The organism is Marivirga atlantica (assembly GCF_016734805.1).
Classification (GTDB): Bacteria; Bacteroidota; Bacteroidia; order Cytophagales; family Cyclobacteriaceae; genus Marivirga; species Marivirga atlantica.
Genome location: NZ_JAERQG010000001.1, coordinates 1,405,615 through 1,427,636, shown reverse-complemented (window position 1 = coordinate 1,427,636; position 22,022 = coordinate 1,405,615). Strand labels below are relative to the sequence as shown.

At 36.6% G+C, this 22,022-nt stretch carries 25 protein-coding genes, 2 other RNA genes and 1 riboswitch; of the genes, 9 read left to right on the top strand and 18 right to left on the bottom strand.

Annotated elements, in window-relative coordinates; genetic code table 11:
* The first annotated feature begins 90 nt into the window (after nt 1-90).
* The 3 genes from recA (at nt 91) to JKP34_RS06420 (ending at nt 2,332) form a co-directional block, all read left to right on the top strand.
* A complete protein-coding gene (gene recA, locus JKP34_RS06430; protein ID WP_201918873.1) occupies nt 91-1,119 on the top strand; it encodes a recombinase RecA in 1,029 nt (342 codons plus the stop codon).
* A gap of 129 nt (nt 1,120-1,248) precedes the next feature.
* Nucleotides 1,249-1,842: a metalloprotease family protein gene (locus JKP34_RS06425; protein ID WP_201918871.1), complete on the top strand. Its 594-nt coding sequence runs from the start codon at nt 1,249-1,251 to the stop codon at nt 1,840-1,842.
* Between the two features lie 64 nt (nt 1,843-1,906).
* Nucleotides 1,907-2,332 (top strand): hypothetical protein, encoded by a 426-nt coding sequence (locus JKP34_RS06420; protein WP_201918869.1) that lies wholly within the window; start codon nt 1,907-1,909, stop codon nt 2,330-2,332.
* Here the strand turns inward: JKP34_RS06420 and JKP34_RS06415 are convergent.
* The 3 genes from JKP34_RS06415 to JKP34_RS06405 are packed head-to-tail and all read right to left on the bottom strand — an operon-like array spanning nt 2,329 to nt 4,001.
* Nucleotides 2,329-2,784: a c-type cytochrome gene (locus JKP34_RS06415; protein WP_201918867.1), complete on the bottom strand. Its 456-nt coding sequence runs from the start codon at nt 2,782-2,784 to the stop codon at nt 2,329-2,331. The genes JKP34_RS06420 and JKP34_RS06415 overlap by 4 nt on opposite strands.
* Entirely contained in the window at nt 2,777-3,454 is a 678-nt protein-coding gene (locus JKP34_RS06410; RefSeq protein WP_201918864.1) for an SCO family protein, read from the bottom strand. The genes JKP34_RS06415 and JKP34_RS06410 overlap by 8 nt, the downstream gene beginning before the upstream one ends.
* A gap of 4 nt (nt 3,455-3,458) precedes the next feature.
* Nucleotides 3,459-4,001 (bottom strand): CopD family protein, encoded by a 543-nt coding sequence (locus tag JKP34_RS06405; protein ID WP_201918862.1) that lies wholly within the window; start codon nt 3,999-4,001, stop codon nt 3,459-3,461.
* A 112-nt stretch (nt 4,002-4,113) separates the two neighbouring features.
* Between JKP34_RS06405 and JKP34_RS06400 the strand changes: the two genes are divergently transcribed.
* The gene (locus JKP34_RS06400; protein ID WP_201918860.1) at nt 4,114-4,794 is read left to right on the top strand and encodes a Crp/Fnr family transcriptional regulator; all 681 of its coding nucleotides are present in this window, start codon (nt 4,114-4,116) and stop codon (nt 4,792-4,794) included.
* A 54-nt stretch (nt 4,795-4,848) separates the two neighbouring features.
* Here JKP34_RS06400 and JKP34_RS06395 read toward each other — a convergent pair whose 3' ends face one another.
* Together JKP34_RS06395 and JKP34_RS06390 are read right to left on the bottom strand one after the other, a co-directional pair.
* Nucleotides 4,849-5,781, bottom strand: a complete 933-nt coding sequence (locus JKP34_RS06395) for a hypothetical protein (RefSeq protein WP_201918858.1) — start codon at nt 5,779-5,781, stop codon at nt 4,849-4,851.
* 50 nt (nt 5,782-5,831) lie between these two features.
* Nucleotides 5,832-7,109 (bottom strand): CHASE2 domain-containing protein, encoded by a 1,278-nt coding sequence (locus JKP34_RS06390; RefSeq protein WP_201918856.1) that lies wholly within the window; start codon nt 7,107-7,109, stop codon nt 5,832-5,834.
* A 144-nt stretch (nt 7,110-7,253) separates the two neighbouring features.
* On the opposite strand from JKP34_RS06390, the gene meaB reads away from it, so the two are divergent.
* Nucleotides 7,254-8,243 carry a methylmalonyl Co-A mutase-associated GTPase MeaB gene (gene meaB / locus JKP34_RS06385; protein ID WP_201918854.1) on the top strand — a complete coding sequence of 330 codons (990 nt, stop codon included), beginning with the start codon at nt 7,254-7,256 and terminating at the stop codon, nt 8,241-8,243.
* A gap of 2 nt (nt 8,244-8,245) precedes the next feature.
* Nucleotides 8,246-10,456, top strand: a complete 2,211-nt coding sequence (locus JKP34_RS06380; RefSeq protein ID WP_201918851.1) for a choice-of-anchor B family protein — start codon at nt 8,246-8,248, stop codon at nt 10,454-10,456.
* Nucleotides 10,457-10,531: 75 nt separating this feature from the next.
* Here JKP34_RS06380 and JKP34_RS06375 read toward each other — a convergent pair whose 3' ends face one another.
* From JKP34_RS06375 to JKP34_RS06320, 12 genes are all read right to left on the bottom strand, one after another.
* Nucleotides 10,532-10,696 (bottom strand): DUF5522 domain-containing protein, encoded by a 165-nt coding sequence (locus JKP34_RS06375; RefSeq protein ID WP_201918849.1) that lies wholly within the window; start codon nt 10,694-10,696, stop codon nt 10,532-10,534.
* Complete coding sequence (locus JKP34_RS06370; protein WP_201918847.1) at nt 10,693-11,073, bottom strand: acyl-CoA thioesterase; 381 nt, start codon at nt 11,071-11,073, stop codon at nt 10,693-10,695. The genes JKP34_RS06375 and JKP34_RS06370 overlap by 4 nt, the downstream gene beginning before the upstream one ends.
* Nucleotides 11,073-12,089, bottom strand: coding sequence for a YncE family protein (locus tag JKP34_RS06365; RefSeq protein ID WP_201918845.1), 1,017 nt, complete (start codon nt 12,087-12,089; stop codon nt 11,073-11,075). The genes JKP34_RS06370 and JKP34_RS06365 overlap by 1 nt, the downstream gene beginning before the upstream one ends.
* Nucleotides 12,090-13,982 (bottom strand): TonB-dependent receptor domain-containing protein, encoded by a 1,893-nt coding sequence (locus JKP34_RS06360; protein ID WP_201918843.1) that lies wholly within the window; start codon nt 13,980-13,982, stop codon nt 12,090-12,092. It lies immediately after the preceding gene.
* Between the two features lie 91 nt (nt 13,983-14,073).
* Nucleotides 14,074-14,313, bottom strand: a riboswitch (cobalamin riboswitch).
* Nucleotides 14,314-14,362: 49 nt separating this feature from the next.
* Complete coding sequence (locus JKP34_RS06355) at nt 14,363-15,268, bottom strand: DUF2279 domain-containing protein (RefSeq protein WP_201918840.1); 906 nt, start codon at nt 15,266-15,268, stop codon at nt 14,363-14,365.
* Entirely contained in the window at nt 15,265-15,648 is a 384-nt protein-coding gene (locus JKP34_RS06350) for a hypothetical protein (RefSeq protein WP_201918838.1), read from the bottom strand. The genes JKP34_RS06355 and JKP34_RS06350 overlap by 4 nt, the downstream gene beginning before the upstream one ends.
* Before the next feature lie 43 nt (nt 15,649-15,691).
* Nucleotides 15,692-16,165: a hypothetical protein gene (locus JKP34_RS06345; protein ID WP_201918836.1), complete on the bottom strand. Its 474-nt coding sequence runs from the start codon at nt 16,163-16,165 to the stop codon at nt 15,692-15,694.
* Nucleotides 16,166-16,227: 62 nt separating this feature from the next.
* Complete coding sequence (locus tag JKP34_RS06340; RefSeq protein ID WP_201918834.1) at nt 16,228-16,938, bottom strand: cell division ATP-binding protein FtsE; 711 nt, start codon at nt 16,936-16,938, stop codon at nt 16,228-16,230.
* A 5-nt stretch (nt 16,939-16,943) separates the two neighbouring features.
* Nucleotides 16,944-17,147: a fructose-6-phosphate aldolase gene (locus JKP34_RS06335; RefSeq protein ID WP_201918832.1), complete on the bottom strand. Its 204-nt coding sequence runs from the start codon at nt 17,145-17,147 to the stop codon at nt 16,944-16,946.
* 73 nt (nt 17,148-17,220) lie between these two features.
* Complete coding sequence (gene fsa, locus JKP34_RS06330; RefSeq protein WP_201918830.1) at nt 17,221-17,877, bottom strand: fructose-6-phosphate aldolase; 657 nt, start codon at nt 17,875-17,877, stop codon at nt 17,221-17,223.
* A gap of 123 nt (nt 17,878-18,000) precedes the next feature.
* Nucleotides 18,001-18,098, bottom strand: an RNA gene (gene ffs / locus JKP34_RS06325) — signal recognition particle sRNA small type.
* A gap of 94 nt (nt 18,099-18,192) precedes the next feature.
* Complete coding sequence (locus JKP34_RS06320) at nt 18,193-18,981, bottom strand: DUF481 domain-containing protein (protein WP_201918828.1); 789 nt, start codon at nt 18,979-18,981, stop codon at nt 18,193-18,195.
* Between the two features lie 133 nt (nt 18,982-19,114).
* Between JKP34_RS06320 and ssrA the strand changes: the two genes are divergently transcribed.
* The 3 genes from ssrA to JKP34_RS06305 all read left to right on the top strand — a co-directional run bounded on the left by ssrA (nt 19,115) and on the right by JKP34_RS06305 (nt 20,606).
* Nucleotides 19,115-19,519, top strand: a transfer-messenger RNA (tmRNA) gene (gene ssrA / locus JKP34_RS06315).
* Between the two features lie 221 nt (nt 19,520-19,740).
* A complete protein-coding gene (locus JKP34_RS06310; RefSeq protein ID WP_201918826.1) occupies nt 19,741-19,977 on the top strand; it encodes a GIY-YIG nuclease family protein in 237 nt (78 codons plus the stop codon).
* Nucleotides 19,978-20,048: 71 nt separating this feature from the next.
* Nucleotides 20,049-20,606 carry a hypothetical protein gene (locus JKP34_RS06305; protein ID WP_201918824.1) on the top strand — a complete coding sequence of 186 codons (558 nt, stop codon included), beginning with the start codon at nt 20,049-20,051 and terminating at the stop codon, nt 20,604-20,606.
* Nucleotides 20,607-20,814: 208 nt separating this feature from the next.
* Here JKP34_RS06305 and JKP34_RS06300 read toward each other — a convergent pair whose 3' ends face one another.
* Nucleotides 20,815-21,924, bottom strand: coding sequence for an alkene reductase (locus JKP34_RS06300; RefSeq protein WP_201918822.1), 1,110 nt, complete (start codon nt 21,922-21,924; stop codon nt 20,815-20,817).
* Between the last annotated feature and the right edge of the window lie 98 nt (nt 21,925-22,022).

Genomic DNA, 22,022 nt, shown 5'->3' with positions numbered 1-22,022 from the left:
TAAAAAGCAATATGCTCCATTTGGCAATTGAAGCAATTCCTACTAAATTCGATTCGGCAAGTTACACAATCAGCATTTACATAAAATAAGATGAGCGAAAAAAACGAGAAATTAAAGGCATTAAAGCTTACCATAGATAAACTTGAAAAAACTTACGGTAAAGGAACCGTAATGAAATTAAGTGATGAAAAAGTAGTTGATGTTCCTTCTATCCATACGGGTTCTTTAGGGTTAGACATAGCCCTGGGCATTGGAGGTATCCCTAAAGGTAGAATTATTGAAGTATACGGACCTGAATCATCAGGTAAAACTACCTTAGCCATGCATTGCATAGCCGAAGCTCAAAAAGCTGGAGGTTTAGCTGCCATAGTGGATGCTGAGCATGCCTTTGACAAGAGTTATGCTGAGAAGTTAGGTATTAACACTGAAGACCTATTGATTTCTCAGCCAGATAGTGGTGAGCAGGCACTAGAAATCGCAGAACACTTGATTAGATCTGGAGCATTGGATATCGTGGTGATCGATTCAGTTGCAGCGCTTGTACCTCGAGGTGAGTTAGAAGGGGAAATGGGTGATAGTAAAATGGGACTTCAAGCTCGATTAATGTCTCAGGCCTTGCGTAAACTTACTGGTGCAATTAGCAAAACAGGATGTTCATGTATTTTCATTAACCAGCTTAGGGAGAAAATTGGTGTAATGTTCGGTAATCCTGAAACAACAACAGGTGGTAATGCGCTTAAATTTTACGCTTCTGTAAGGCTTGATATCCGTAGAATAGGAAGCATTAAGGAAGGTCCTGATAATATCACTGGTAATAGAGTTAAAGTGAAGGTTGTGAAAAACAAAGTAGCTCCTCCTTTCAAAGTAGTTGAGTTTGACATTATGTATGGACTAGGCATATCAAAAGTAGGTGAAATAATTGATTTAGGTGTGGAGCTTGATATTGTTAAGAAGGCTGGTTCGTGGTTCTCTTATATGGATAATAAATTAGGACAAGGTAGAGATTCTGTCAAAAATCTACTACTCGATAACCCTGAGCTTATGGAAGAAATAGAAGCTAAAATTAGAGCCAGAATTAATGGTGAAGAAGAGGTAGAAGAAAAAGCAGAAAAGAAATAAGCAAACGCATAAATAATTTAAGCCTTGATCAATCAGATCAGGGCTTTTTTATGCCTTTTCAAATACAAACTTAATATAAGTTTAACAAGTTGGTAAAGTTTAAGGTTGTATAAGCACGTATCTTTGATAATGTCTATTACAGCACGCAAGCCACAATTAAAAACTGATAATAAGATAGACCCTAGTTTTTTCTATGATGATGAAAAACAGGGAATCTTTATAGCTTCTAATATTTTTAAGCTTAATAGGGCAACAGTCTTCTATCTTGCCTACATAGTAAGTATAGCTGTTTCCTTTATTATCAACTACGCCTTCAAATCTTATGCTGATATTGATTCGCGCATGTGGATCATAGCTGTAAATGGTGGACTACTTACAGTTTTAATTCCGTTTCATGTAATTCATGAAATATCCAGAGCTGAATTAATGAAACGTTTCGGTAGTGCTACTGTTGCCTATATTTGGAGCTGGCGACAGCTTGTTTTAAGGATTGAATATAAAGACATCTCTAAAGCCAACACTGATCATTTACGAATTGCCAATTCTATTCCCTTCTTACTATTCTCAATAATTCCGTTACTTGTTTCCTTTTTAACTAAAGGTCCTTTAAGTCTATATTTTATGACTGTAGCCTGTTTCCATGCTATTTATTCGATTAGAGGATTTTCTTTATTAAGTTATTTATATAGGAATCAAAAGATGCCCTTCACCAAATCTGAATAATTCGTTAACTTGAAACGGCTTTAGAAAATCCAGGGCTTGTCAAGTTATTTTAAATCGAATTGTTATGCATTTATTTACTCGTTTTTCTATTTGTGTATTAGTTGCTATATTATTTTTCTCTTGTGAAACAGATAAAAAAAGTGTTGAAGAATTGCAGGCGGATGTTATAGAAGTCCATGATGAAGTAATGCCTAAAATGGATGACATCATGAAATTGAAAGCACAACTAAAACTTATTAAAGCCGATACCGCGGAGGTTTTACCAAGTGATGAGTTGATATTAGTAAACAACCTAATTGACAACCTGGAGAAAGCCGATAAGAGCATGATGAACTGGATGCGCAACTATGACAGCCTAATGGAAGGCATGAGCGAGGAAGAGAAGTTAACTTATCTTATGAAGGAAGAGGCTGCTATTAAATTAGTGAAACAAAAAATGCTTAGCGCCATATCAGAGGCCAAAATATTTCTCGAAAAGCAACAAGATTAATCTTTACAGTTTGCAAGCGATTTTTGAACTGTTTTCACAGATACTAAACCTTTGGCATTACCCCAGGAATTATTAATGTAAGTTGCTATCTCGGCTACTTCCAAATCTGTTAAAGAATTATTATCAGGCATTTTCTGGCTATACAAAACTCCGTTCACCTTTATTTCACCTTGCATGCCATTTTTAATGATACAAAGCGATCTTGACATGTCAGTCAGCATATAATCTGCTTTAGCCAAAGGAGGATAAACTTTACCCAAACCAGCACCATCAGCCTGGTGGCAATTACTACAATACGAAGTATAAAGTGTTTTACCTTGTATCATGTATTTAGCAAATTTTTTCATCTGCTCAGAGGAATACTCCTTGGTAGCTTCATTCTGAAAGGATTCATAACTACCACATGCCGAGAGTAGTAGTGCAGCACAAAGGATGGTAAAGATTCTATTCATTTGGTTGATTATAAGTTTTCAATAGTAAATCAATATCCTTAATCAACTTATCTACCTCCTCACTCTTGGTACCATCATATACTCCTCTAATATGTCCTTCCTTGTCAACTAGCAAGAAGGCTCCACTATGAATGTATCCTCCAGCTTCATTCTCATCCTCCATAGCTGTGACCATATAACCCTGCTGTCCTAACTCATAAATCTCTTCTTTATCGCCAGTTACAAAGTGCCATTTTGGTGCTTCAACTCCTAAGCGTTCTGCAAAGTCATTCAAGAGTGGCACAGTATCATATTCCGGATCTATGGTATGTGAGATAATACCTACCTCATCATTATTTTTATATGCCTCATATACCCTTAGCATCTCCTTTTTCATGGTAGGGCAGATAGTTGGGCAACTTGTAAAGAAGAAATCCGCAACATAAACCTTTCCCTCAAAAGATTGAGGCGTTACCCATACACTGTCCTGATTCATCAATTTAAAGTCCGGAACAGTATGTTCAACCGTATCGGTTACCACCTCTCCATCAACTACTCTTTCAACATACTCTTTACGACCAAGAATAGGAAATGCATTTTCAGCTTCAGATTTTTTTTGATTCTCACAGGCAGACAAGACGATTATTGCAAACAAGCTAACTGCACCTAATATTCTATTTCTTAAACTCATAAAATTACTTCTTTGTAGATTTCTCCCTGAATGATTTATAAACTCTAACTATTATCATGATTAAAAAGCCAAAGGCCAAAAAGCCTAATGTTCCCCAAATCCAGTTAAATTGATTTTTTAATACAATAAGAAAAACGATAGCCACTAAAAATAAAGTTGCTACCTCATTCCATATACGTAACTGAAAAGAGGTGTATTTTGCTTCCCCTTTTTGAAGTTGTTTGTAAATATAGTGGCAGGCAAAGTGATACAGGTAAAGAAAAAACACAAAGCTCAGCTTTACATGCATAAATGGCATCTTCAACCACGAAGGCTGGGATATAATTAAGGAAGTTCCCAGAATTAATGTAATAATGGCTGATGGCCAGGTAATCACTTTCCATAATAACCTGCTCATTTTAGCTAATTGCTTATCTAAAATACCTTTTTCTGGTTCTTGCTTCGCCAAGGCTTCGGTATGGTAAATAAATAAACGTACCATATAAAATAAGCCTGCGAACCAGGTAACTATAAAAATTATATGAAGTGATTTTAGATAAAGATACATTGATCAATTGCTTACTTACAATATTGTTATACTGCTGCAAACTTATAAAGTTTGAACTAATTCTACTTAATTCACGTAAAGAGAACAACCTTATTTTTATACAATTCCCACAATGAGCACTGAAAGTAGTATATGGTATTTCGAAAATGTTGATCTTTTCAACATTCTGTGTCCGCATAAGCTAGCAGGTCTGTCTGAGAATCACGTCATGAACCGTTTCAAAAAGAATGAGTTTATTTATTTTCCAAATGACATCCCTCATCATGTTTACATGATTGCGGAAGGCAGGATAAAAGTAGGTTCTTATACAAATGAAGGTAAGGAAATTGTAAAGGCTATATTAGGGCCTGGTGAAATATTTGGAGAACTGGCATTGACTGGTGAAGAAAAAAGAAATGACTTTGCACAAGCCTTAGACAATGACACAATTGTCTGCCCGATGAGCTTAAATGAAATGAAGCAAATGATGGCTCACAATAAACCGCTCAGTTTTAAACTGATGAAACTAATAGGTTTGAGACTTAGAAAAGTAGAAAGAAGACTAGAGTCATTGGTCTTTAAAGATGCACGTACAAGAGTAGTTGAGTTTCTTAAAGATGAAGCAGAAGAGAAAGGAAAAAAGGTAGGGTATGAAACCATGATACCAAACCACCTGACTCATAAGGATATCGCATCATTAACAGGAACATCCCGTCAAACAGTGACTACTATTCTCAACGACCTTAGAGATAAAAACATCATTAACTTCGATAGACGCAAGATACTAATAAGAGACCTTGAAAAAATAGCCTGATAAAAACAAAAAAGGGAAGCAAATGCTTCCCTTTTTTGTTGACTTGTGATCTTATCATTTAGAAAAATTATTTCTAATCAAGAAATCTGTATATGCCTGCTGATACATTTCAACATCTGGGGCAATATTTATCGCTCTTTCATAAGCTGTTAATGCATCTAATAATAAATCATGTTCTTCATAGAAAGCTGCTAACACAATATTATCTAATGCAGTAGACTCTTCAACCTCACCTCTTAATTCAGCAAGTGTTTTCTTCAACTCATAAGATTCGTCTTCAGGCTTGGTAGTGATAGCATATTCATCAGATGTTAAATCGTTTCCTTTCACCGTAACTTTCACTTTCACAAACTTATTATCTAAAGAGGCAAAAGGCTCCTCTGCCATATTCAACATGTATGATGTTTTACCAGTCTCAGCAGTTTTGATTACATCATCAAATAAATTGCTAAATATAAGCTCATAAGTTAAATCTTCAACCTCTCCTTCTTGTTGAGGCTTATTCCATCTGATAACCACTTCTGAATTGATTATATCAGTAGAGCTATGGGCCATAATATTAATAGTAGCGCCACTTGCAAGTGCTCTGTCAACAGCCCCTGTTGCTCCCAAACTTTTTCTGTAATCACTGCCATCACCGCTATCGGTCATTTTGTTTATTACAAAATCAGCATATTTGCTAGCAACACTTGAATTTTTATTCTTTAAACTGCTAGCTAATGAACTTACAGAATGCGTTCCAGCGGTTTTAACTTCCAGCGTCTTTCCTGTATTATGCATTAAGCCAATATAAGCTTCGTCAGAAAGCTTCAATTCATCACCACTATTCAATGATTGTCCCGTCTTTAATGGCGACCATTCACTACCTCCTGATTTGTAGGAGTTATCTCCTTTATTCGCCAACACCTTAAAAACATAGCTTTGTGCATTAGCTGATACACTAAATAGCATAAAGCCGATAAACAGTAATTTTACAATTGATTTCATATCTCCTAGTTTAATAAAATTGTCTTCACTTTAATTCAAAATTCAAGCCATTAATTAATAACAACTTCCTTCTTCTTTTTCTGTACTTTAAACAGTTCCTTTCTACCTTCTTTGGTAAATATATTTTTAACTACTCCATTATATACCTCAAGGGAGTCACCTACCAAGGCAACTGCAGCCATTGCTATGGTTAAATCCAAAATCCAATCATATAAATGATAAGCGTAGATTATCAATCCCACAATTAATATCAATTCAATTAGTTGGGCCAATTTGGTTATACCATCGTACCAAGCAGGTAAGCGGTAATAAACCCACATAAAAGCTACAACATTCAAGTAACAAAGCAATATAGCTATTAAAATTTGTAGCTCATTACTTATGGTTCCTACATAATCTTCATCCAGAATCATGGAAATGATATTGGCATGAATAACCACTCCGTACATATCAGGCTCACCCCTACCGGCATATTTCTTATTGAGAGGGGTAAAATATTTATCTTCTATATTATAGCGATCACCAAAAAACCTCCCTAAAAACCCGAAAAGAACAATCTTTCCTTCAATCATTTCAGGAACAAAGTTCTCTTGAAAAACATCATGAACATCCAGCGCGAAGAAAGTGGTAGCAAAATTCGATTGTGACCCTAATGAATTACCCTTATAATTGATGTATTCTACCTCATTATTTCTCGCTAAAAACTTTTCAGCCTTTTCAGGGGCATAAATTGATGCAATTTTAACAGCAAATGCCATTTGAGAGCTATCGCTTTTATACGGCAAAACCGGGTTGAACACCCTGTTTGTTTTTACATCCTCTTGGGTTACCCCTTCGTCAGTCACTAAGTTAGCATGAGCAAAAATTGCATTATCACGAAACTTTGGATCTGACAGTTTAAGAGAGTCATAATACCATTTGCCACTCTCTTCCTCCACAAAGTTTAATACTTTGGATGCCATCACTAAAGTTTCAACCTCATTTAAGGCTTCCGCTAAAAGGCTGTCCTGTTCTTCATCTTTCGGAAAAGGAAAAAATGAATCAACACCTATAACTTTAGGATTGTACTTACTTATTATCTTAATCTGTTCTGCCACACCAGCACGTGGTAAAGTACCCATATTTACAAGTACGATGTCATCCTCGGCCATAGGATCTTCACGCAGCTTAGAATAAACAACATCGGTAAACTCAACATCTGCTAAAGCTTCTCCAATAGGATCTATTGCCTCAAAAGCATTAAACAAACCTGACAAGCCCCACATTACCAGAAATATAAAGGCTGTGGCTATTAGAGAATCGACCCATCTGTTGTTTCGTATCTTCACTTTATATTATTAAAATAATACTTTTTTTTATTGAAATAGTAAAATTATTGTTTTTAATCCTAATTAACAATAAATAATGGCAAAACTTGATTTAACTGCCTAGATGTCTGTAACTTTTGCACCTTTAAAAATGCATAAAAATCTTTGAGAAAAAAAAACAGATTAAGTTTAGCACAATATAAAGAAGGTATTTTATCTGGAGACAGGATTATTCTTAGTAGAGCCATTACACTTGTTGAAAGTAACTTACAAGAGGACAATGAATTAAGCACGCAATTAATCGATGAACTTTATCCTTCTACAGGTAATTCTATTAGGATTGGAATTACCGGTGTGCCTGGAGTAGGCAAAAGTACCTTTATTGAATACTTTGGTAAGTATTTGATATCGAAAGGGAAAAAGATAGCCGTGTTGACTATTGACCCCTCAAGTCAAAAAAGTGGTGGCAGCATACTTGGGGATAAGACCAGAATGAATGAGCTTAGCCAAGACAAGAATGCCTACATAAGACCATCGGCCACAGGTGATGCACTAGGAGGTATTGCCCATAGAACGCGCGAAAGCATGCTTTTATGTGAGGCTGCTGGTTACGAAATTATCATTATAGAAACTGTTGGTGTCGGACAATCAGAAACTTCGGTTAAGGGCATGGTTGATTTCTTCTTGCTTCTGATGCTGGCCGGTGCGGGTGATGAACTTCAAGGCATAAAGAAAGGTATTATGGAAATGGCTGATGCGATAGTTATAACCAAAGTTGACAGCGGAAATGAAAATGCAGCTCGTAAAGCAAAAAAAGAATATGAAAATGCCTTACATCTTTTCCCCCCTAACGAGAATGGTTGGCTACCTAAAGTAGAACTAAGTTCTGCCGTTGATGGTGAAGGAGCTCAGGAAGTTGAAAAGCTGATTAACAGTTTTATCAAAAAAATGAAAGAGAATGGTTTTTTTGACCACAACAGAAGTCAGCAAGCTATCAATTGGATGCATGAGACCGTTCATCAATATTTACGCAAGAACTTTTATAATACACCTGTAATTAAGGAGAATTTACCGAAATTTGAAGAGGATGTAAAATCTGGAAACCAGCATGCGGTTAAAGCCGCCTTAGAACTTATTAAAAAATATAAAGCTTAAAAATGAATAAACTGATCTTCACTCTTCTTTTATCTTTTTCATTGACCATAGCATATTCACAAACACCATGTGAAAATGGAAGTGCGGGAGGATATCCTTGTAATCAGGTAGACTTTTATTCCCATATTGATAATGCTACTTTAGCAGGTACTAGTGGAGTAGAAGGTTCGGACATATGGGGCTGGACTGATCCTCAATCGGGTATTGAGTATGCTTTAATGGCACAAACAAATGGCACTGTGTTTATTGAACTTAGTGATCCCGCAAATCCCACAATAGTAGGTAGACTTCCATCACACAACAATAAGTCGAGCGCATGGAGAGATGTAAAGGTGTATAATAATTTTGCATTTATTGTAGCTGACAACAACTCTGGTCATGGCATGCAAGTATTTGACCTTTCTAAATTACGCAATGTCACCAATCCTCCCCAGAATTTTGTGGCTGACGCGCGTTATACAGGGGTATCAAGTGCTCATAATGTAGTAATTAACCCTAGTAAAGGTCTTGCTTATATTGTTGGAGCACGGGGAGCTTCTAATGGTTGCGGAGAAGGTGGTCTTCACATAGTTAATATATCGAATCCACTTAATCCCACCTATGCTGGATGTTTTGATGCTGATGGATACACGCATGATGCACAAGTGGTTACCTACAGCGGCCCTGATCAAACTTATGTTGGTAAACAGATCGCCTTTAATTCAAATGAAAATACCATTACTATTGCTGATGTAAGTGATCCTTCTAATACAAGTTTAATTAGTAAGGAAGGCTATAGTGCTTCAGCTTACACACATCAAAGCTGGGTTACGGAAGATCATAGATATTTAATTTCTAATGATGAACTAGATGAAATAAACGGTTTGGTAGACAATACCAGAACCTTAATATGGGATATTCAGGATTTAGATAACCCGACTTTAATTAGAGAGTATTTTTCTGATAGAGTAGCTATTGACCACAACTTATACGTGCATGATAATGTAATTTTTCAGTCTAACTATCAAAATGGTGTAGTAATGTTAGATGCTAAAAAAGTAGGTTCAACCAATATTAGAGAGCTGGGTTATTTTGACACATTCCCGCAAGGAGACAACACTAGCTTTAATGGGAGTTGGAGCAATTATCCGTTTTTCGAAAGTGGCATATTAATAATTTCTGATATTGATAATGGTTTTTTCGCTGTAAAACCAAACATCAAAGATGTAATAACTAGTCATCCTGAATTCGTAAGTTGTGAAAATCCTACTACACTTAATGTTAATACGGATGATCAATTTGAAGTTTCGGAATACCAATGGCAGTTATTTGATGGCGCACATTTTAACGATATCCAAGACAATAACACTTATGATGGTGTCAATTCAGACGAGTTAACAATTACAAATGAATCAGATAATCTGAATGGAAGTGAGTACAGATGCAAAGTCACGATATCAACAGGTGAAATCGTTTACAGTTATGCATCAAACGGGTATCAGTCACCACCTATTGCAGACTTTGACATCTCATTGATGGGCAATACTGTAACTCTAACGAACAATTCAACAGGAGCACAAAGCTTTGAATGGGATTTTGGGGATGAATCTGCTTTATCTTCAGAAAATTCTACTAGTCATTCTTATGCAGAATGTGGAAGTTATACTATTACTCTAACAGCATCAAGCGCATGTGGTAATACAAGTTTATCTAAAGAAATCACAATAACTAAACCCGTTTCGCATTTTTCGTATGCTGTTATTCAAGAAGAAGATGAGAGCATTACCTTTAGTTTTATTTCAGATGTACAAAACGCTAATTCAATCCTTTGGGACTTTGGTGATGGAAATACGTCTATAGAAGAGAATCCTATTCACACTTACTCATCTAATGGTCAATATGAAGTTAAATTAACGACTTCGAACACTTGTGGCGACTCTATCTATACTGAAGTATTGGATTTAGACTTAATTCTTAGCTCTAAAAATATACTTGAGCAGAACCTGAAAGTATTCCCAAATCCGTTTAATACTGAATTAAAAATTGAAGCACTGGATAATTCTTATGAACTTAATTTAATCGAAATATATAATGCTGCCGGAGCTAAAATAGAACAAATTAAAGCTGCAAATAGAACATCAATCAGCACAGCTCATTGGAAAGAAGGGCTCTACCTGCTCGTATTTACTGACATCGAAGGACGTAAAGCTGTAAAAAGAGTGGTTAAAGAGTAGAAACATCAATTTGAAGACATTTTAAAATAGCCCGATAACTTCTATCGGGCTATTTTTTTGTCAGCAACTATTTACTTAATTCTTATCTCTCACATTTTTATGTTGATAAGGACAATGTCGGCATTTATTTCCACAGCAAAACCCGCGCTTTAAATGATATTGAGCTGTAAAGACCATTAATCCATTTTCAAAATAGAAATCTTTTGCCTCTAAATTAATACTGTCCTTTTTATTACTCATCTTATTGCAATAGGCTTTTTCTCTTCATCGATAGCCACCATAGTAAAGAGGCCTGAAATGGATTTTTCTCTGTTCTCAGAATACATCTCTTCGGTGAAAACCTCTACCAAAACTTCCATACTTGTTCTACCGACCTTTTGAACTGAACCAATCAATTCAACAATGGTACCTGCCGGAATAGCTTTATTAAAATCGATTTTATCACTGCTTACCGTTACCATCTTCTGTCTTGAATAACGGGTAGCCGTAATAAAAGCTACTTCATCCATCCAATTCAGAGCAGTACCTCCAAAAAGGGTATCATAATGATTAGTCGTATTCGGGAAAACCGCCTTTGTTACTTTGGTAATTGCGGCATTTTGCTTTTCTAAATCCATTATCTAAATATGAATTGTGTTGGTAAAATACCTGAGGTAAAAACTGCTACAAATTCTCCATCACTTGTGTAATGAATAAACTCTCCTTCACTGCCATACGCTACCCCATCACCTAAATATATATCTCCATTATCCGGATTAATAGAAAATGCGTAAGGTAATCCCAGCTCAACATTGTCAATTATTGTTTCATCCTTAGGAGAGTTTAAGTCAACCGCCTTTACAGCATTACCCTGATAATAATATACCTTACCTTCAAAAAACTCTACATCAGAGAGGATTTCTCCATTAAGGTTAATAGTCTGTGAAACGTTATCTGTATTGGTATCTATTTCAACAAGTGCACCTGAAGAGCAGGCAACCCATACTCGGTTCTGGTTATCAACAAATATTTCATCAGGTCCAGTGGCTATTCTTAAATCTGCCAGGATGGTTTCTGAAGCGATATCAATAATTGTCAAATTATTATATGCTCCGTAGTAATTTCTTGAGACATAAAGTTTACCGGAATGCTCAAGTATTTGTTCTACACCAGGCTCTGTGGCTATAGTAGATTCGATTTCAAAAGTTGTTAAATCGATAACAACAATCTTACTATCTGTTAATGAATAGTTCTCGCCATAAGGACCCCAAACGGTAAGATATGCTTTATTTCCATCTATGGTCATGTAACGCGGCTTATCTATTACACTTGCCTGAAGGGCATCAATTGTTTTTAAATCAGCAAGTGAAAATGATACTACCCTATTGCTCCCATTTAATACAGCATAGGCAATGTTATTATCTATTTCTACATCCTGAATTACATCACCAATAAAGTCGCCATTAGTGTTCTTATAAGCCGCTAATTGATAAGTGGTATCAGTAGTGTTATATATATCTATACTTGCATTGGATGCACCAAAACTCCCCTCATTAATAATAAATACATTACCGGATGACTGCACCTGAGGCTCATCGTTCTCTGAACAGGCAAAAGTGATAATCGATAAAAAAAGTAATAGTTGCTTTTTCATTTAGTTATTTGATTTAAAATTATAATTAAGTGTTAATTCGTAATTTCTACCCGGCATGGCATAACCCGCGTAAGTCTGATAATTTGTATTTAGGGCATTTCTAATTCTGAATCCACAAGTTATACCAGAGGGTAATGCGTACTGAAAACCTACATCATGCAAAATAAATTGCGGCAGCGCATAAACTTCTGTATTAACCTGAGAGGTATAAACCTTACCAGTATAATTAGCCAAATAGCTCAAACGCCACACTTTGTAAGTTGTAAATAATGACACATTTGCCTTGTGAGATGGCACATAAACGAGGTGTTTACCAATTTCAATTTCTCTTTCCGCTTCTAAAACGGTAGAATTTGTGAAGCTGTAGGCAAGATCTAATCCTAATTTCAGCTCATTAACCCTAAAGCTCGTTTGATTATTTAACTCTAAACCCAAAATTTCAACTGTCTTTACGTTTTCAGGCCTGCTATTACCCATATTAGTGGGCTTCCATTGTATATAATCACTGATTAGGTTACGATAAGTTGTTACACTAAAATTGTTCTGAAGGTTGCTAATACCACTATTTAACTCTAGTCCTAATTCATTATTGAAGCCACGTTCGGTTTTCAATTCAGGATCGCCAGCATTTTGCCAAAAACGATCGTTAAGTGTAGGAATTCGGTAATTAACAGAACTGCTGACTTTTAACTTCAACTTATGCCTTGAACGCTGGAAAAGTTGGTAAGCTAAGCCCAAGTATGGAGATAGTGGACTTTCAGGCGAGTCAGATATATATTGTTGTTTAATATGAGCAGCATAATTGATTTTTTGAAAAAGCTCACCTCTTGATTGAACCATAATGCTGTAGCGCTCTTCAAAAGCCTGCTCTTGCTCATATCCAGGGTTTTGAGCGGAAATAACATTCCCTCTTAACTCTGCTTCAACAATATGATTTTTTGCCAATGATGTCGTAATTTTTGAGAAACCCTCTATCCTATTCACAATGTATAGGGACCGTGCCAATCCATCTTTGTAATCCAATTTATCGTTGAAATAGCCAATACCGGAATGAAGTTGAAAGAATCGTGATTGCAATTGATATTGGATTGAAGTTCTTAAATTTTCATCTTGCTGATCACTATTATTGCTTCCTCCACTTAAAGTTGGTTGTATCTCCCTGTAGTTATCATTATACCAAAGACTAAACTCCAGCTTCTGATCATCAGTTAATTTATAACCTAAAGCTGTGAGTGCCCCATAACTTTGGTATGCTGCATGCTCTTGTCTCAAATTTCTTTCTGGTATTAGGAAGTCATTTTCAGAAACATTGTAGTACGCATTTATTTTGTAAGATAATTTTTCGGTGGACTTCTCAAATGAGCCTAAAGTTCTGTATGTATTAAAACTACCTACTGACTGCTGGATTTCAGCAGTCATATTTTTACGATAAGATAAGGGGTTTGCAAGTGCAACTGTACCACCTATTGCTCCACTTCCACCAAAAGAACTGCCTCCTCCAGGAATTAAGGTAACTTCGTCTGTAACAGAAAGCGGAACCGTAGAGAAATCGGTTTGACCTAAAGTATAATTATTTATGCTGAAATTATTCCATAAAACAGATGTTTGGCTGGCATTAGTACCTCTAAAAGAGATGGTACTTAGCATGTTGTTGCCATAAGATTTCAGATAGGTACTCGACTGTGAATTGAGAAATCCAGTTAGCGATGCTTGTTTGTTAAAAGCAACTAAGTTTTCATCCGGAACAATTACCCTACTCCCCACCAGATTGAGCTGAGCATTACTTCCGTATACAGCAACCTCATCTAGCCGCAGCAGGGAATCCTGCATTTGATCCTGCCCCAAAGCCAAATTAGCTGTTGCAAACAATATGATTATCAAAAATACGCGCATGCATTAATTTTTAATGCGACTGCGGTAAAAATCAGATGTAAAAAGATATAAATATAGCTTCGTACATTCCTGACCTTTCACCCGAAAGTCGAAATACTTAAGAATTGTGGCAGGTCTCCTGACTTGTCCTGATTTTGCGGCCTTCCCATGCTGATTGCTACACCAGTACAGTGGCAAAGAGGTTGCAAAAACTACTGCTTTACATCAAGCAATAGGGACTTACAGTTGCGGGGACAGTTCTGGAATTTTAGTTTTAACGGCTAATCACCAGATTCCCTTTTAATACAGACAGGCTCATGCCTCGTCCGTAACCATAATTCATAACAAAGGTAAGGAGAAGATTTGAAATAGCAATGTTAAAATCTACCCAGACAAAGTAATCAGAAATACAAAGACCTAAAAACAAAGCCTTCTACTTTGTTATACTCAAGAGCTGGAAATGGTACTTTAATAAGGTTGGCGGCTCTCAAGATCATTTTGAGCCATTTTCTATCAGTATGTATTCTAGAAAAATCTATATCAAGAGATAATATACACTGCCTATGGCGTATAAATTCTGGCAATGCTTCACCTCTGTAGGTACTAGGATTTTCAAACTCTTTCAACATTCCATTTCCACTGTAACCTACAGCTACATTTAGCCAATCAGGAACCCAACTATTTTCGACTATACTATTGATATTGGCTGACAACCAATAAGTATGACCATTATAATCATAAAAGAATTGTTCGACAGGTGTATCGCCCAAAGGAGGATAGTAAGCAGCATAAGGACTAGGACTATAGGAGAACTTCATCAATAAAATTTGCTGATCAAAAGCAACTTCCTGCGCCATAAAAAGAGCCGAACCAAAAGTATTAGCGATCATGTCAGACCATGAAAAACCCCAACCTTCATACAAACCATCAAAAATTTCGATAGGTGTTTGAAATACTAATCCCATCGGTCCACCAAAAAGTAAAGCCTTCTTTTTAGAGACACCAGAAGACCGAAGTGCCCTGTAGGCAGCAGCGCTTTCTCTGTAAGCCGTAAAAGCATGTCCGCCTTTATCTAGTTGCAAATACCCTTTACTATCATCATAATAATGAAAGGGTACCCTGTCAGTATCTTTATACCAGATAAAATGCAAGAAAGATAAGCCAGCTGCATAAGAAACTGATTCGGTTAGAATCACCTTCCTTAAAGCAACTTTGTTAAGCGTGTCAGGATGGGAGTTTTCATGACCTATTTGAGCTTTACCAAGAAAACTAATACTAAGAAAAAGAAGTACAAAGACGCTCTTCATTGCATGTTAAATTCATTTTGTGAACTTAACAAACGTTCAAGAACTATCTTATTTATCCTCCTATGAACTTCCGGCTTAAAGCTGAGGTATCTATTAAATTCATCAGCCGTAAAATGACCAATAATAATTCCTCTCAACTCCTTTTTATAAGCACTATCAGACTCAAATATTTTAATAACATATTTACTTTTATCTATATCTGATAGTTTGAAATAAGTATTTTGCTTTGCCTTTAAATGGGCGCAAAAATGCATTATGAGCACTTCGTGAACTTGTTTGATAATAGGTCTTAATGAGACATTCTGAAACTCTTCCTCTGCCAAAGTTTCACCTGTCACCTTGGCTTTTGGTATTTGAGGTCGATAATCAGGTTTATTCATAGTAATAAGGAAGTAACATTCTGATGCAGATAGCTCATTGTGATTAAAGGTTTAAATAGACCTTGTAAACCAAGTCAATAATATCAGAATCGAGCTCCTCATAATCGGCACCTGTAATTAATATTTCATTATACTCAGTATAGGCGCAACAGTCCTCTGATATTTGATTAGAATCAATAGAAAAAGTGAACAAATCCTCATCGCCATACATGAATCCATAATTATGTAAGCCTTGTTGCCACCCTATTTCTTCAGCCCTTAAATAATAATTCCCCTCAATAACCAAAGTATCAAGAGTAAGTCTTTCATCTGAGGATAACGGAGAAACTTTGAGTTTACTTAATTGAAAAGTATCTGAAGCTATAAAATCTGACTGATTACTATACAGCTGAAAGTAGATAGGATTTGGCGGAGTAAAGCATGCTATATCATCACAGTTTTCCTCCCCGAAAAAAGAGCAAGAAGTTTGTAGTACCAAGATTAAAAATAATGCAGTAATTTTAAGGGTGTTTTTCATTTTTAAGCTTTTATAGTTTGCTTGATACAGACACACCCGAAAATCGATCCGTTGGAATTACGCTAATAATTACTCCTCAGATCAAACTCTTCCTTCTGAGAATCAAGAAGTTTACCTTGGAAACATTTTAACACCCTGGCAGGGTGCTTTTCTATAAAACTGTGATCGTGCGTACCCATGAGTACGGCAGTGCCACTTTTATTGATATCAGTAAATAATTTAAAAACACCATCAGAAACTTCCGGATCAAGGTTACCAGTTGGCTCATCTGCAATTAATAATACAGGTTCATTTAACAAGGCCCTGGCAATTACTACACGCTGCTGTTCCCCTCCTGAAAGTTGATAAGGCATTTTATTGTCAATGGAGCCCAAACCTACTTGCATCAGCACATCGGCCATACGCTTCTTCATTTTAGAGCGGTCTTTCCAGCCGGTAGCACGCATCACAAATTGGAGATTTTCGGCTACGGTTCTATCAGGTAACAACTCAAAATCTTGGAAGATGATCCCTATTTTTCTACGGAGCTGGCTTATTTTTTTTGAGGAGATGCCGTTAATTTTAAAACCAGCAGTTTCCATCTGACCAAGTCTTAATGGAAGGTCAGCATACAGGGTTTTTAATAAGGATGATTTTCCGCTTCCTGTTCGGCCTATCAAGTACACAAACTCTCCTTTTCCTACCGTCAATGAAATATCGCTGAGTACAGCTTTATCTTCCTGAAAGATGGTGGCATTTTCTACTCTAACTACAGGATCGTTGGAAAAGGACATATTTATTAAATATCTAGTTTTTCAATTTTACCAAAAGACAAACGCTCAATAACTGCCTGAAGTGCTTCTTCCTTGCCCTCCAAACCATATTTTTCCATGTTCTTAAGCGGCCTGTCTGCTCTGAAATAGGCAATGAGCACAAAATCTTCATCGCGCAGCTGAATATAATCAGGAATTTTTGCCTTGCCTTTTACTTTGATGATATACATGGTGGAAGTATCAAGATTTTTGTATCAAGTACTAAGAAATATCTCTTAATACTTGATACAATTATACAGTCAATCAACTATTAACTTTTTTATGATCGGCTAAGAATTGCGCTAATCCTTTATCAGTTAATGGGTGATTTAATAAGGAAGTAATTACTTTAAGTGGACAAGTTACCACATCAGCACCGATGTTAGCACACTCTAATAAGTGCATTGAATGACGCACTGAGGCAGCTAAGACTTCCGTTTCAAAATAATAGTTTTGGTAGATGCCTACTATATCTTCAATAAGGGTTAAGCCATCCATTGAGATGTCATCTAACCTACCAATAAATGGTGACACGTAAGAAGCTCCCGCTTTAGCCGCTAGCAACGCCTGACCAGCCGAAAATACCAAGGTACAGTTAGTTCTGATTCCTTCAGAAGTAAAGTGCTTAATAGCTTTAACACCATCTTTAATCATGGGTACTTTCACCACAATTTTATCATCTATTTTGGCCAATTCTTTGCCTTCTTTAATGATGCCTTCATAATCTGTAGCTATTACCTCAGCACTTACGTTATTATCAACAATATCGCAGATAGCCTTATAATGGGCTCTTACATTATCATCTCCTTTAATGCCTTCTTTGGCCATTAGGCTAGGATTAGTGGTTACACCATCTAATACGCCTAAATCGTAAGCTTCTTTAATTTCATCAAGATTTGCGGTGTCGATAAAGAATTTCATTCTACAGTTTTTGAGGTTTTTCAATAAGTTTTAGCTGACAAAAAGTTCAGCTTTGATGGCTACAAAGGTAGAATATTAATCGGAAAATGGAATGTGAAAAAGAAATTGAAAAGAAGGGAAATAAAAATGGCAAACCAACATCGCACCGCTACAACCGCCTACCCTTGCTACCTTCCGGTCCTGGGGGAATTCAGCAGGAGCTGGTCGTGCCGATTTGCCGATGCAAAGGTAAGTAAATGTTATTGATTTGTAAACAGCCTATTAAGAAAAACTGTAAAACTGTTTTTATACCATTGAATATCAGAGAATAAAAATTTAAAATTTCAGCCTTAAACCATTATCTAAACTGAAAAGAAACTTCCTGATCGGGATAATCGGCTGGGCATCATAAGTTGCCGTAAAGGAAGTAGTGAATAATAATTTTGAAGTGAGCTTTACCTTAAGCGACAAATCCGTGCTGAATCGCTGCCTGTACAGATCATCTTCCCAATCATAACCCACCTGGTAATAATTAGTGAAATTAACATTTACTGCTTCATTGAACTTAGCTTTAAAAGCAATGTAGTTCGATGATTTAGGCAAAGTCTTCTCTCGAAGTCCGTCCTCCGCATTCCAAGCTTCATACTCAAGCATGATTCCTGAACCCACGGCCAAACTAAACTTCCCTGTGTCTAGCAATTCATACCTACCTCCTACTCCGGTAAGCCATCTATTAGCTAAGCCTCTACCTGCATCATACTGCCATTGGTTAAATTGCTCCATAGAAAAGCGCGACTGATAAAAGAAATGATTTCTGTAATGGATATATCCGGCACTGATGAAAGCATCTCCCGCCAGAGAATTATAGGTTACATCACCAATGAGAATGTAGGCTGTGATATCTTTAATTAAAGCTACATTGGCTTTAACACCAAACTGTGTATAAATAGAAGATGAATCAGGCGTGGAATTCCTGTTGTTCATGCTAAAATTAAAATCCAGGTTACCGAGCAAATCCTTATCGGTTGCCGCACTTTTACGAATATTCTCAACATTCAGAATTTGTGCCTGAGTAGAGGTGATTGATACAATTAAAAATAGGATAATATAAGAAAATTTATTCATAGCGTTAATATTTACTGTTGGCTACAACGTTGCAAAAGTATTTCCGTATTGTATGGCAGGCAAATAATAAAAGATTATCTTTGTTGCCCTCATTGGAAAAGCCGATGAGATTACAATTACAAGTCAAATATATGGGGTTGACCGGTATTGACGGTAAGTGTAAGTTATGTATTAGCATGCAGGGTGTAGCGTGTACATCCTCAAGTAATTCACGCAAACTATAATTGGCGAATCTAATTACGCCATGGCTGCATAATCTTAATTCATTTTAAGATTAGCTGAGAAGGGTTGAGTCCCCAAACGGATTCCCCAGCCACATTCCTCAGCCCTACGTTTCTTCGGGGCTGGTCAAGGAGTGTCGACTAGAAGGAACTAGCGTGGTGATGCTATTAAGCCATTGCGAAACTTTAGTAGCTAAGGCCTGCCACAGGACTGTTACTTTCCATAACAGGCTCGAAAACCCAATTAGTAACTAAGCATGTAGAAGATGCATAGGTTCCTTATCCGGACGAGGGTTCGAATCCCTCCAACTCCACCTACGCCCTCCGAAGCTTCACGCGAAGGAGGGCTTTTTAATTTAACACTTTCCTTCTCTTAACTCCCACCATCAAAGGCTTCGGTGGAGAGCTCCACAATATCACATTCCGAAGCCTCACACGAATGAGAACTTTTTAATTTCTATAATAAAAGGCTTAACTGACCAACCTTCATTTTTTAAGATATATTTAACTTATACTTAGGTTAAAAGATAGTTCCACTATGCAATATGTTTATTTATTAAAATGTGCTGATGGCAAGATTTATACAGGATGTTCAGGTAATCTAAAACAACGGCTGGAAGCTCACCAGAAAGGACAAGTGGGTTTTACAAAATCAAGACTACCGGTTGAATTAATTACTTATATAGCTTTTAAGGATAAAATAAAAGCCTTCCAATTTGAGAAATATTTAAAATCTGGTAGCGGCAAAGCCTTTGCGTATAAGAGGTTTATTTGAAAAACTTCACGAAATTACTATTACAGGCTCCTTTTTTGACTAATATTAAATAACATAAACGAACTAGAATTATGGATAGAAAGCAGGCAGAAGGTTATGTGTTGGAATTTGATATGAGAATTAACAACCTTACTCGAATTGTAAATGTCCATCAGCAGTTAATTGAAGAATACGAGGGACGTATGCAATTAGAACCCTGGTATGATGGTCTGCATTTTTGGCAAGATGCTGAAGAAGTATTCGGTCTGACATTGATTGCTTTCCAGAATTATATTAATAGCAGCATATATGAAAGAAAAGCAGGAGGTAAACCTTTGGATTCAACTATAGACTTTTACGAAATTGGGCAAAAAATAAACAACTCATCAATTACTAATATTCAGTTAATAGTTACTCTCTCTAATTATTATAAGCACAGGGATGACCTAAGACCACTTCAAAAACATACTACGAAGGTTTTAGATAAACTTGACTTGGCTTATAACATAGAAACAAGTGATGGACATAAATTTGATCCTCCTGATGACTCCCCAATAACACTAGGTGTAGAAATGTTATCAAAAGATTATAACCTACTTGAGATTCTTAGTAAAGTTACGAGTTGGCGAGAAGAGATTTGGAAAATTTAAAACACAAGATTCCCGTTTCCACGGGAATGACGCTCTGAGCAAGCATTCGGGATAAAACTACAATCGTCATTCCCGAAAATTCTGAAGTGGAACAAAAGAATTTATCGGGAATCTCATCTCTTTCAGCTAAGCTGTAAGTATTAACATAAAAAAACCACCCCGATTTTCATCGGGGTGGTTTCACCGTTAAATCTAAACTAAATTATTCTTAGGCTTCTACTTCTTCCATTTTTGGGTAATCGGTATAACCTTTATGGCCTGGTGTGTAGAAAGTATCCTGATCCCACTCTACTAATTCAGCTTCGGCTTCAAAACGCTCAACCAAATCAGGATTGGAAACATAAGGTTTTCCGTAAGCTACCATATCGGCATTACCTTCTTCAATTACCTTATTGCCGGATTCTCTGTCAAAACCAGCATTGATGATTAAGTTACCTCTGAACTTTGGGCGGTATCTTTTCGCAATTTCCGTTTCCGCATAAGGAATATCTGACACATCATTAAATGGTTCTGACAAATGCAGATACGCTAAATCATATTTATTCAGCTCATCAATAATGTAATCAAAAGTAGGGATGGTTTCTTCATCCATGGTCATCCCGAAAATGCCGTGTAAAGAAGGATTTAATCTTAAGCCTATTTTTTCTTCGGGCATCACTTCTTTGATCGCATCAATTACCTCAAATAGAATTTTTGCTCTATTTTCAATTGAACCACCGTATTCGTCAGCTCTGTGGTTAGAAGTACCGTTAAAAAACTGATGCAGCAGATAGCCGTTAGAAGAGTGAATTTCCACACCATCAAAACCTGCCTCCATGGCATTTTCAGCAGACTTCTTATAATCTTCTGTGGTCTGCTTGATCTCTTCAATGGTCATCTCTTTAGGTGTAACGGTATCTTTGAACCCTTCAGGCGTGTACGACTTTGAATTCGGGTTAATGGCTGATGGCGCATGCGGTAAATCTCCGTTATGGAAATCAGGATGAGACATTCTACCTACATGCCATAGCTGGATGAAAATCTTTCCGCCTTCGTCATGAACCATTTTGGTCACTTCTTTCCATCCTTCCATTTGGGCTTTGGTATGAATGCCAGGCGTGTTGATGTAACCAACTGCCTTTTCAGAAATCTGAGAGCCTTCGGTAATGATTAATCCTGCAGAGGCTCTTTGTTTATAATATTCGCCTTGTAACTCAGCCGTAGGTACCTTTTCAGGATTATCGGCCCTGCTTCTGGTCATGGGTGCCATCACTACCCTATTCTTAAGGTCCTGGCCTGCTAAATTAAATGACTTTAATAATGCTTGATCTTTATTCATGATTAATATATTCTATTTTGAAATTGTAAATATTGAATTGCATACGTGACGGAGTTCATGCTGTTTAGTCAGCAAAATGACACTTGAGTATTGAATCA

Excerpts from the sequence above, each read along its gene's own strand:
- JKP34_RS06400 (WP_201918860.1), top strand. The coding sequence starts at position 4,114 with ATGAGCACTGAAAGTAGTATATGGTATTTCGAAAATGTTGATCTTTTC.
- JKP34_RS06405 (WP_201918862.1), bottom strand. The coding sequence starts at position 4,001 with ATGTATCTTTATCTAAAATCACTTCATATAATTTTTATAGTTACCTGG.
- JKP34_RS06380 (WP_201918851.1), top strand. The coding sequence starts at position 8,246 with ATGAATAAACTGATCTTCACTCTTCTTTTATCTTTTTCATTGACCATA.
- JKP34_RS06415 (WP_201918867.1), bottom strand. The coding sequence starts at position 2,784 with ATGAATAGAATCTTTACCATCCTTTGTGCTGCACTACTACTCTCGGCA.
- JKP34_RS06300 (WP_201918822.1), bottom strand. The coding sequence starts at position 21,924 with ATGAATAAAGATCAAGCATTATTAAAGTCATTTAATTTAGCAGGCCAG.
- JKP34_RS06355 (WP_201918840.1), bottom strand. The coding sequence starts at position 15,268 with ATGAAGAGCGTCTTTGTACTTCTTTTTCTTAGTATTAGTTTTCTTGGT.
- JKP34_RS06310 (WP_201918826.1), top strand. The coding sequence starts at position 19,741 with ATGCAATATGTTTATTTATTAAAATGTGCTGATGGCAAGATTTATACA.
- fsa (WP_201918830.1), bottom strand. The coding sequence starts at position 17,877 with ATGAAATTCTTTATCGACACCGCAAATCTTGATGAAATTAAAGAAGCT.
- JKP34_RS06305 (WP_201918824.1), top strand. The coding sequence starts at position 20,049 with ATGGATAGAAAGCAGGCAGAAGGTTATGTGTTGGAATTTGATATGAGA.
- recA (WP_201918873.1), top strand. The coding sequence starts at position 91 with ATGAGCGAAAAAAACGAGAAATTAAAGGCATTAAAGCTTACCATAGAT.
- JKP34_RS06335 (WP_201918832.1), bottom strand. The coding sequence starts at position 17,147 with ATGTATATCATCAAAGTAAAAGGCAAGGCAAAAATTCCTGATTATATT.
- JKP34_RS06360 (WP_201918843.1), bottom strand. The coding sequence starts at position 13,982 with ATGCGCGTATTTTTGATAATCATATTGTTTGCAACAGCTAATTTGGCT.
- JKP34_RS06340 (WP_201918834.1), bottom strand. The coding sequence starts at position 16,938 with ATGTCCTTTTCCAACGATCCTGTAGTTAGAGTAGAAAATGCCACCATC.
- JKP34_RS06370 (WP_201918847.1), bottom strand. The coding sequence starts at position 11,073 with ATGGATTTAGAAAAGCAAAATGCCGCAATTACCAAAGTAACAAAGGCG.
- JKP34_RS06395 (WP_201918858.1), bottom strand. The coding sequence starts at position 5,781 with ATGAAATCAATTGTAAAATTACTGTTTATCGGCTTTATGCTATTTAGT.
- JKP34_RS06425 (WP_201918871.1), top strand. The coding sequence starts at position 1,249 with ATGTCTATTACAGCACGCAAGCCACAATTAAAAACTGATAATAAGATA.
- JKP34_RS06410 (WP_201918864.1), bottom strand. The coding sequence starts at position 3,454 with ATGAGTTTAAGAAATAGAATATTAGGTGCAGTTAGCTTGTTTGCAATA.
- JKP34_RS06350 (WP_201918838.1), bottom strand. The coding sequence starts at position 15,648 with ATGAATAAACCTGATTATCGACCTCAAATACCAAAAGCCAAGGTGACA.
- JKP34_RS06375 (WP_201918849.1), bottom strand. The coding sequence starts at position 10,696 with ATGAGTAATAAAAAGGACAGTATTAATTTAGAGGCAAAAGATTTCTAT.
- JKP34_RS06320 (WP_201918828.1), bottom strand. The coding sequence starts at position 18,981 with ATGAATAAATTTTCTTATATTATCCTATTTTTAATTGTATCAATCACC.
- JKP34_RS06365 (WP_201918845.1), bottom strand. The coding sequence starts at position 12,089 with ATGAAAAAGCAACTATTACTTTTTTTATCGATTATCACTTTTGCCTGT.
- JKP34_RS06345 (WP_201918836.1), bottom strand. The coding sequence starts at position 16,165 with ATGAAAAACACCCTTAAAATTACTGCATTATTTTTAATCTTGGTACTA.
- JKP34_RS06420 (WP_201918869.1), top strand. The coding sequence starts at position 1,907 with ATGCATTTATTTACTCGTTTTTCTATTTGTGTATTAGTTGCTATATTA.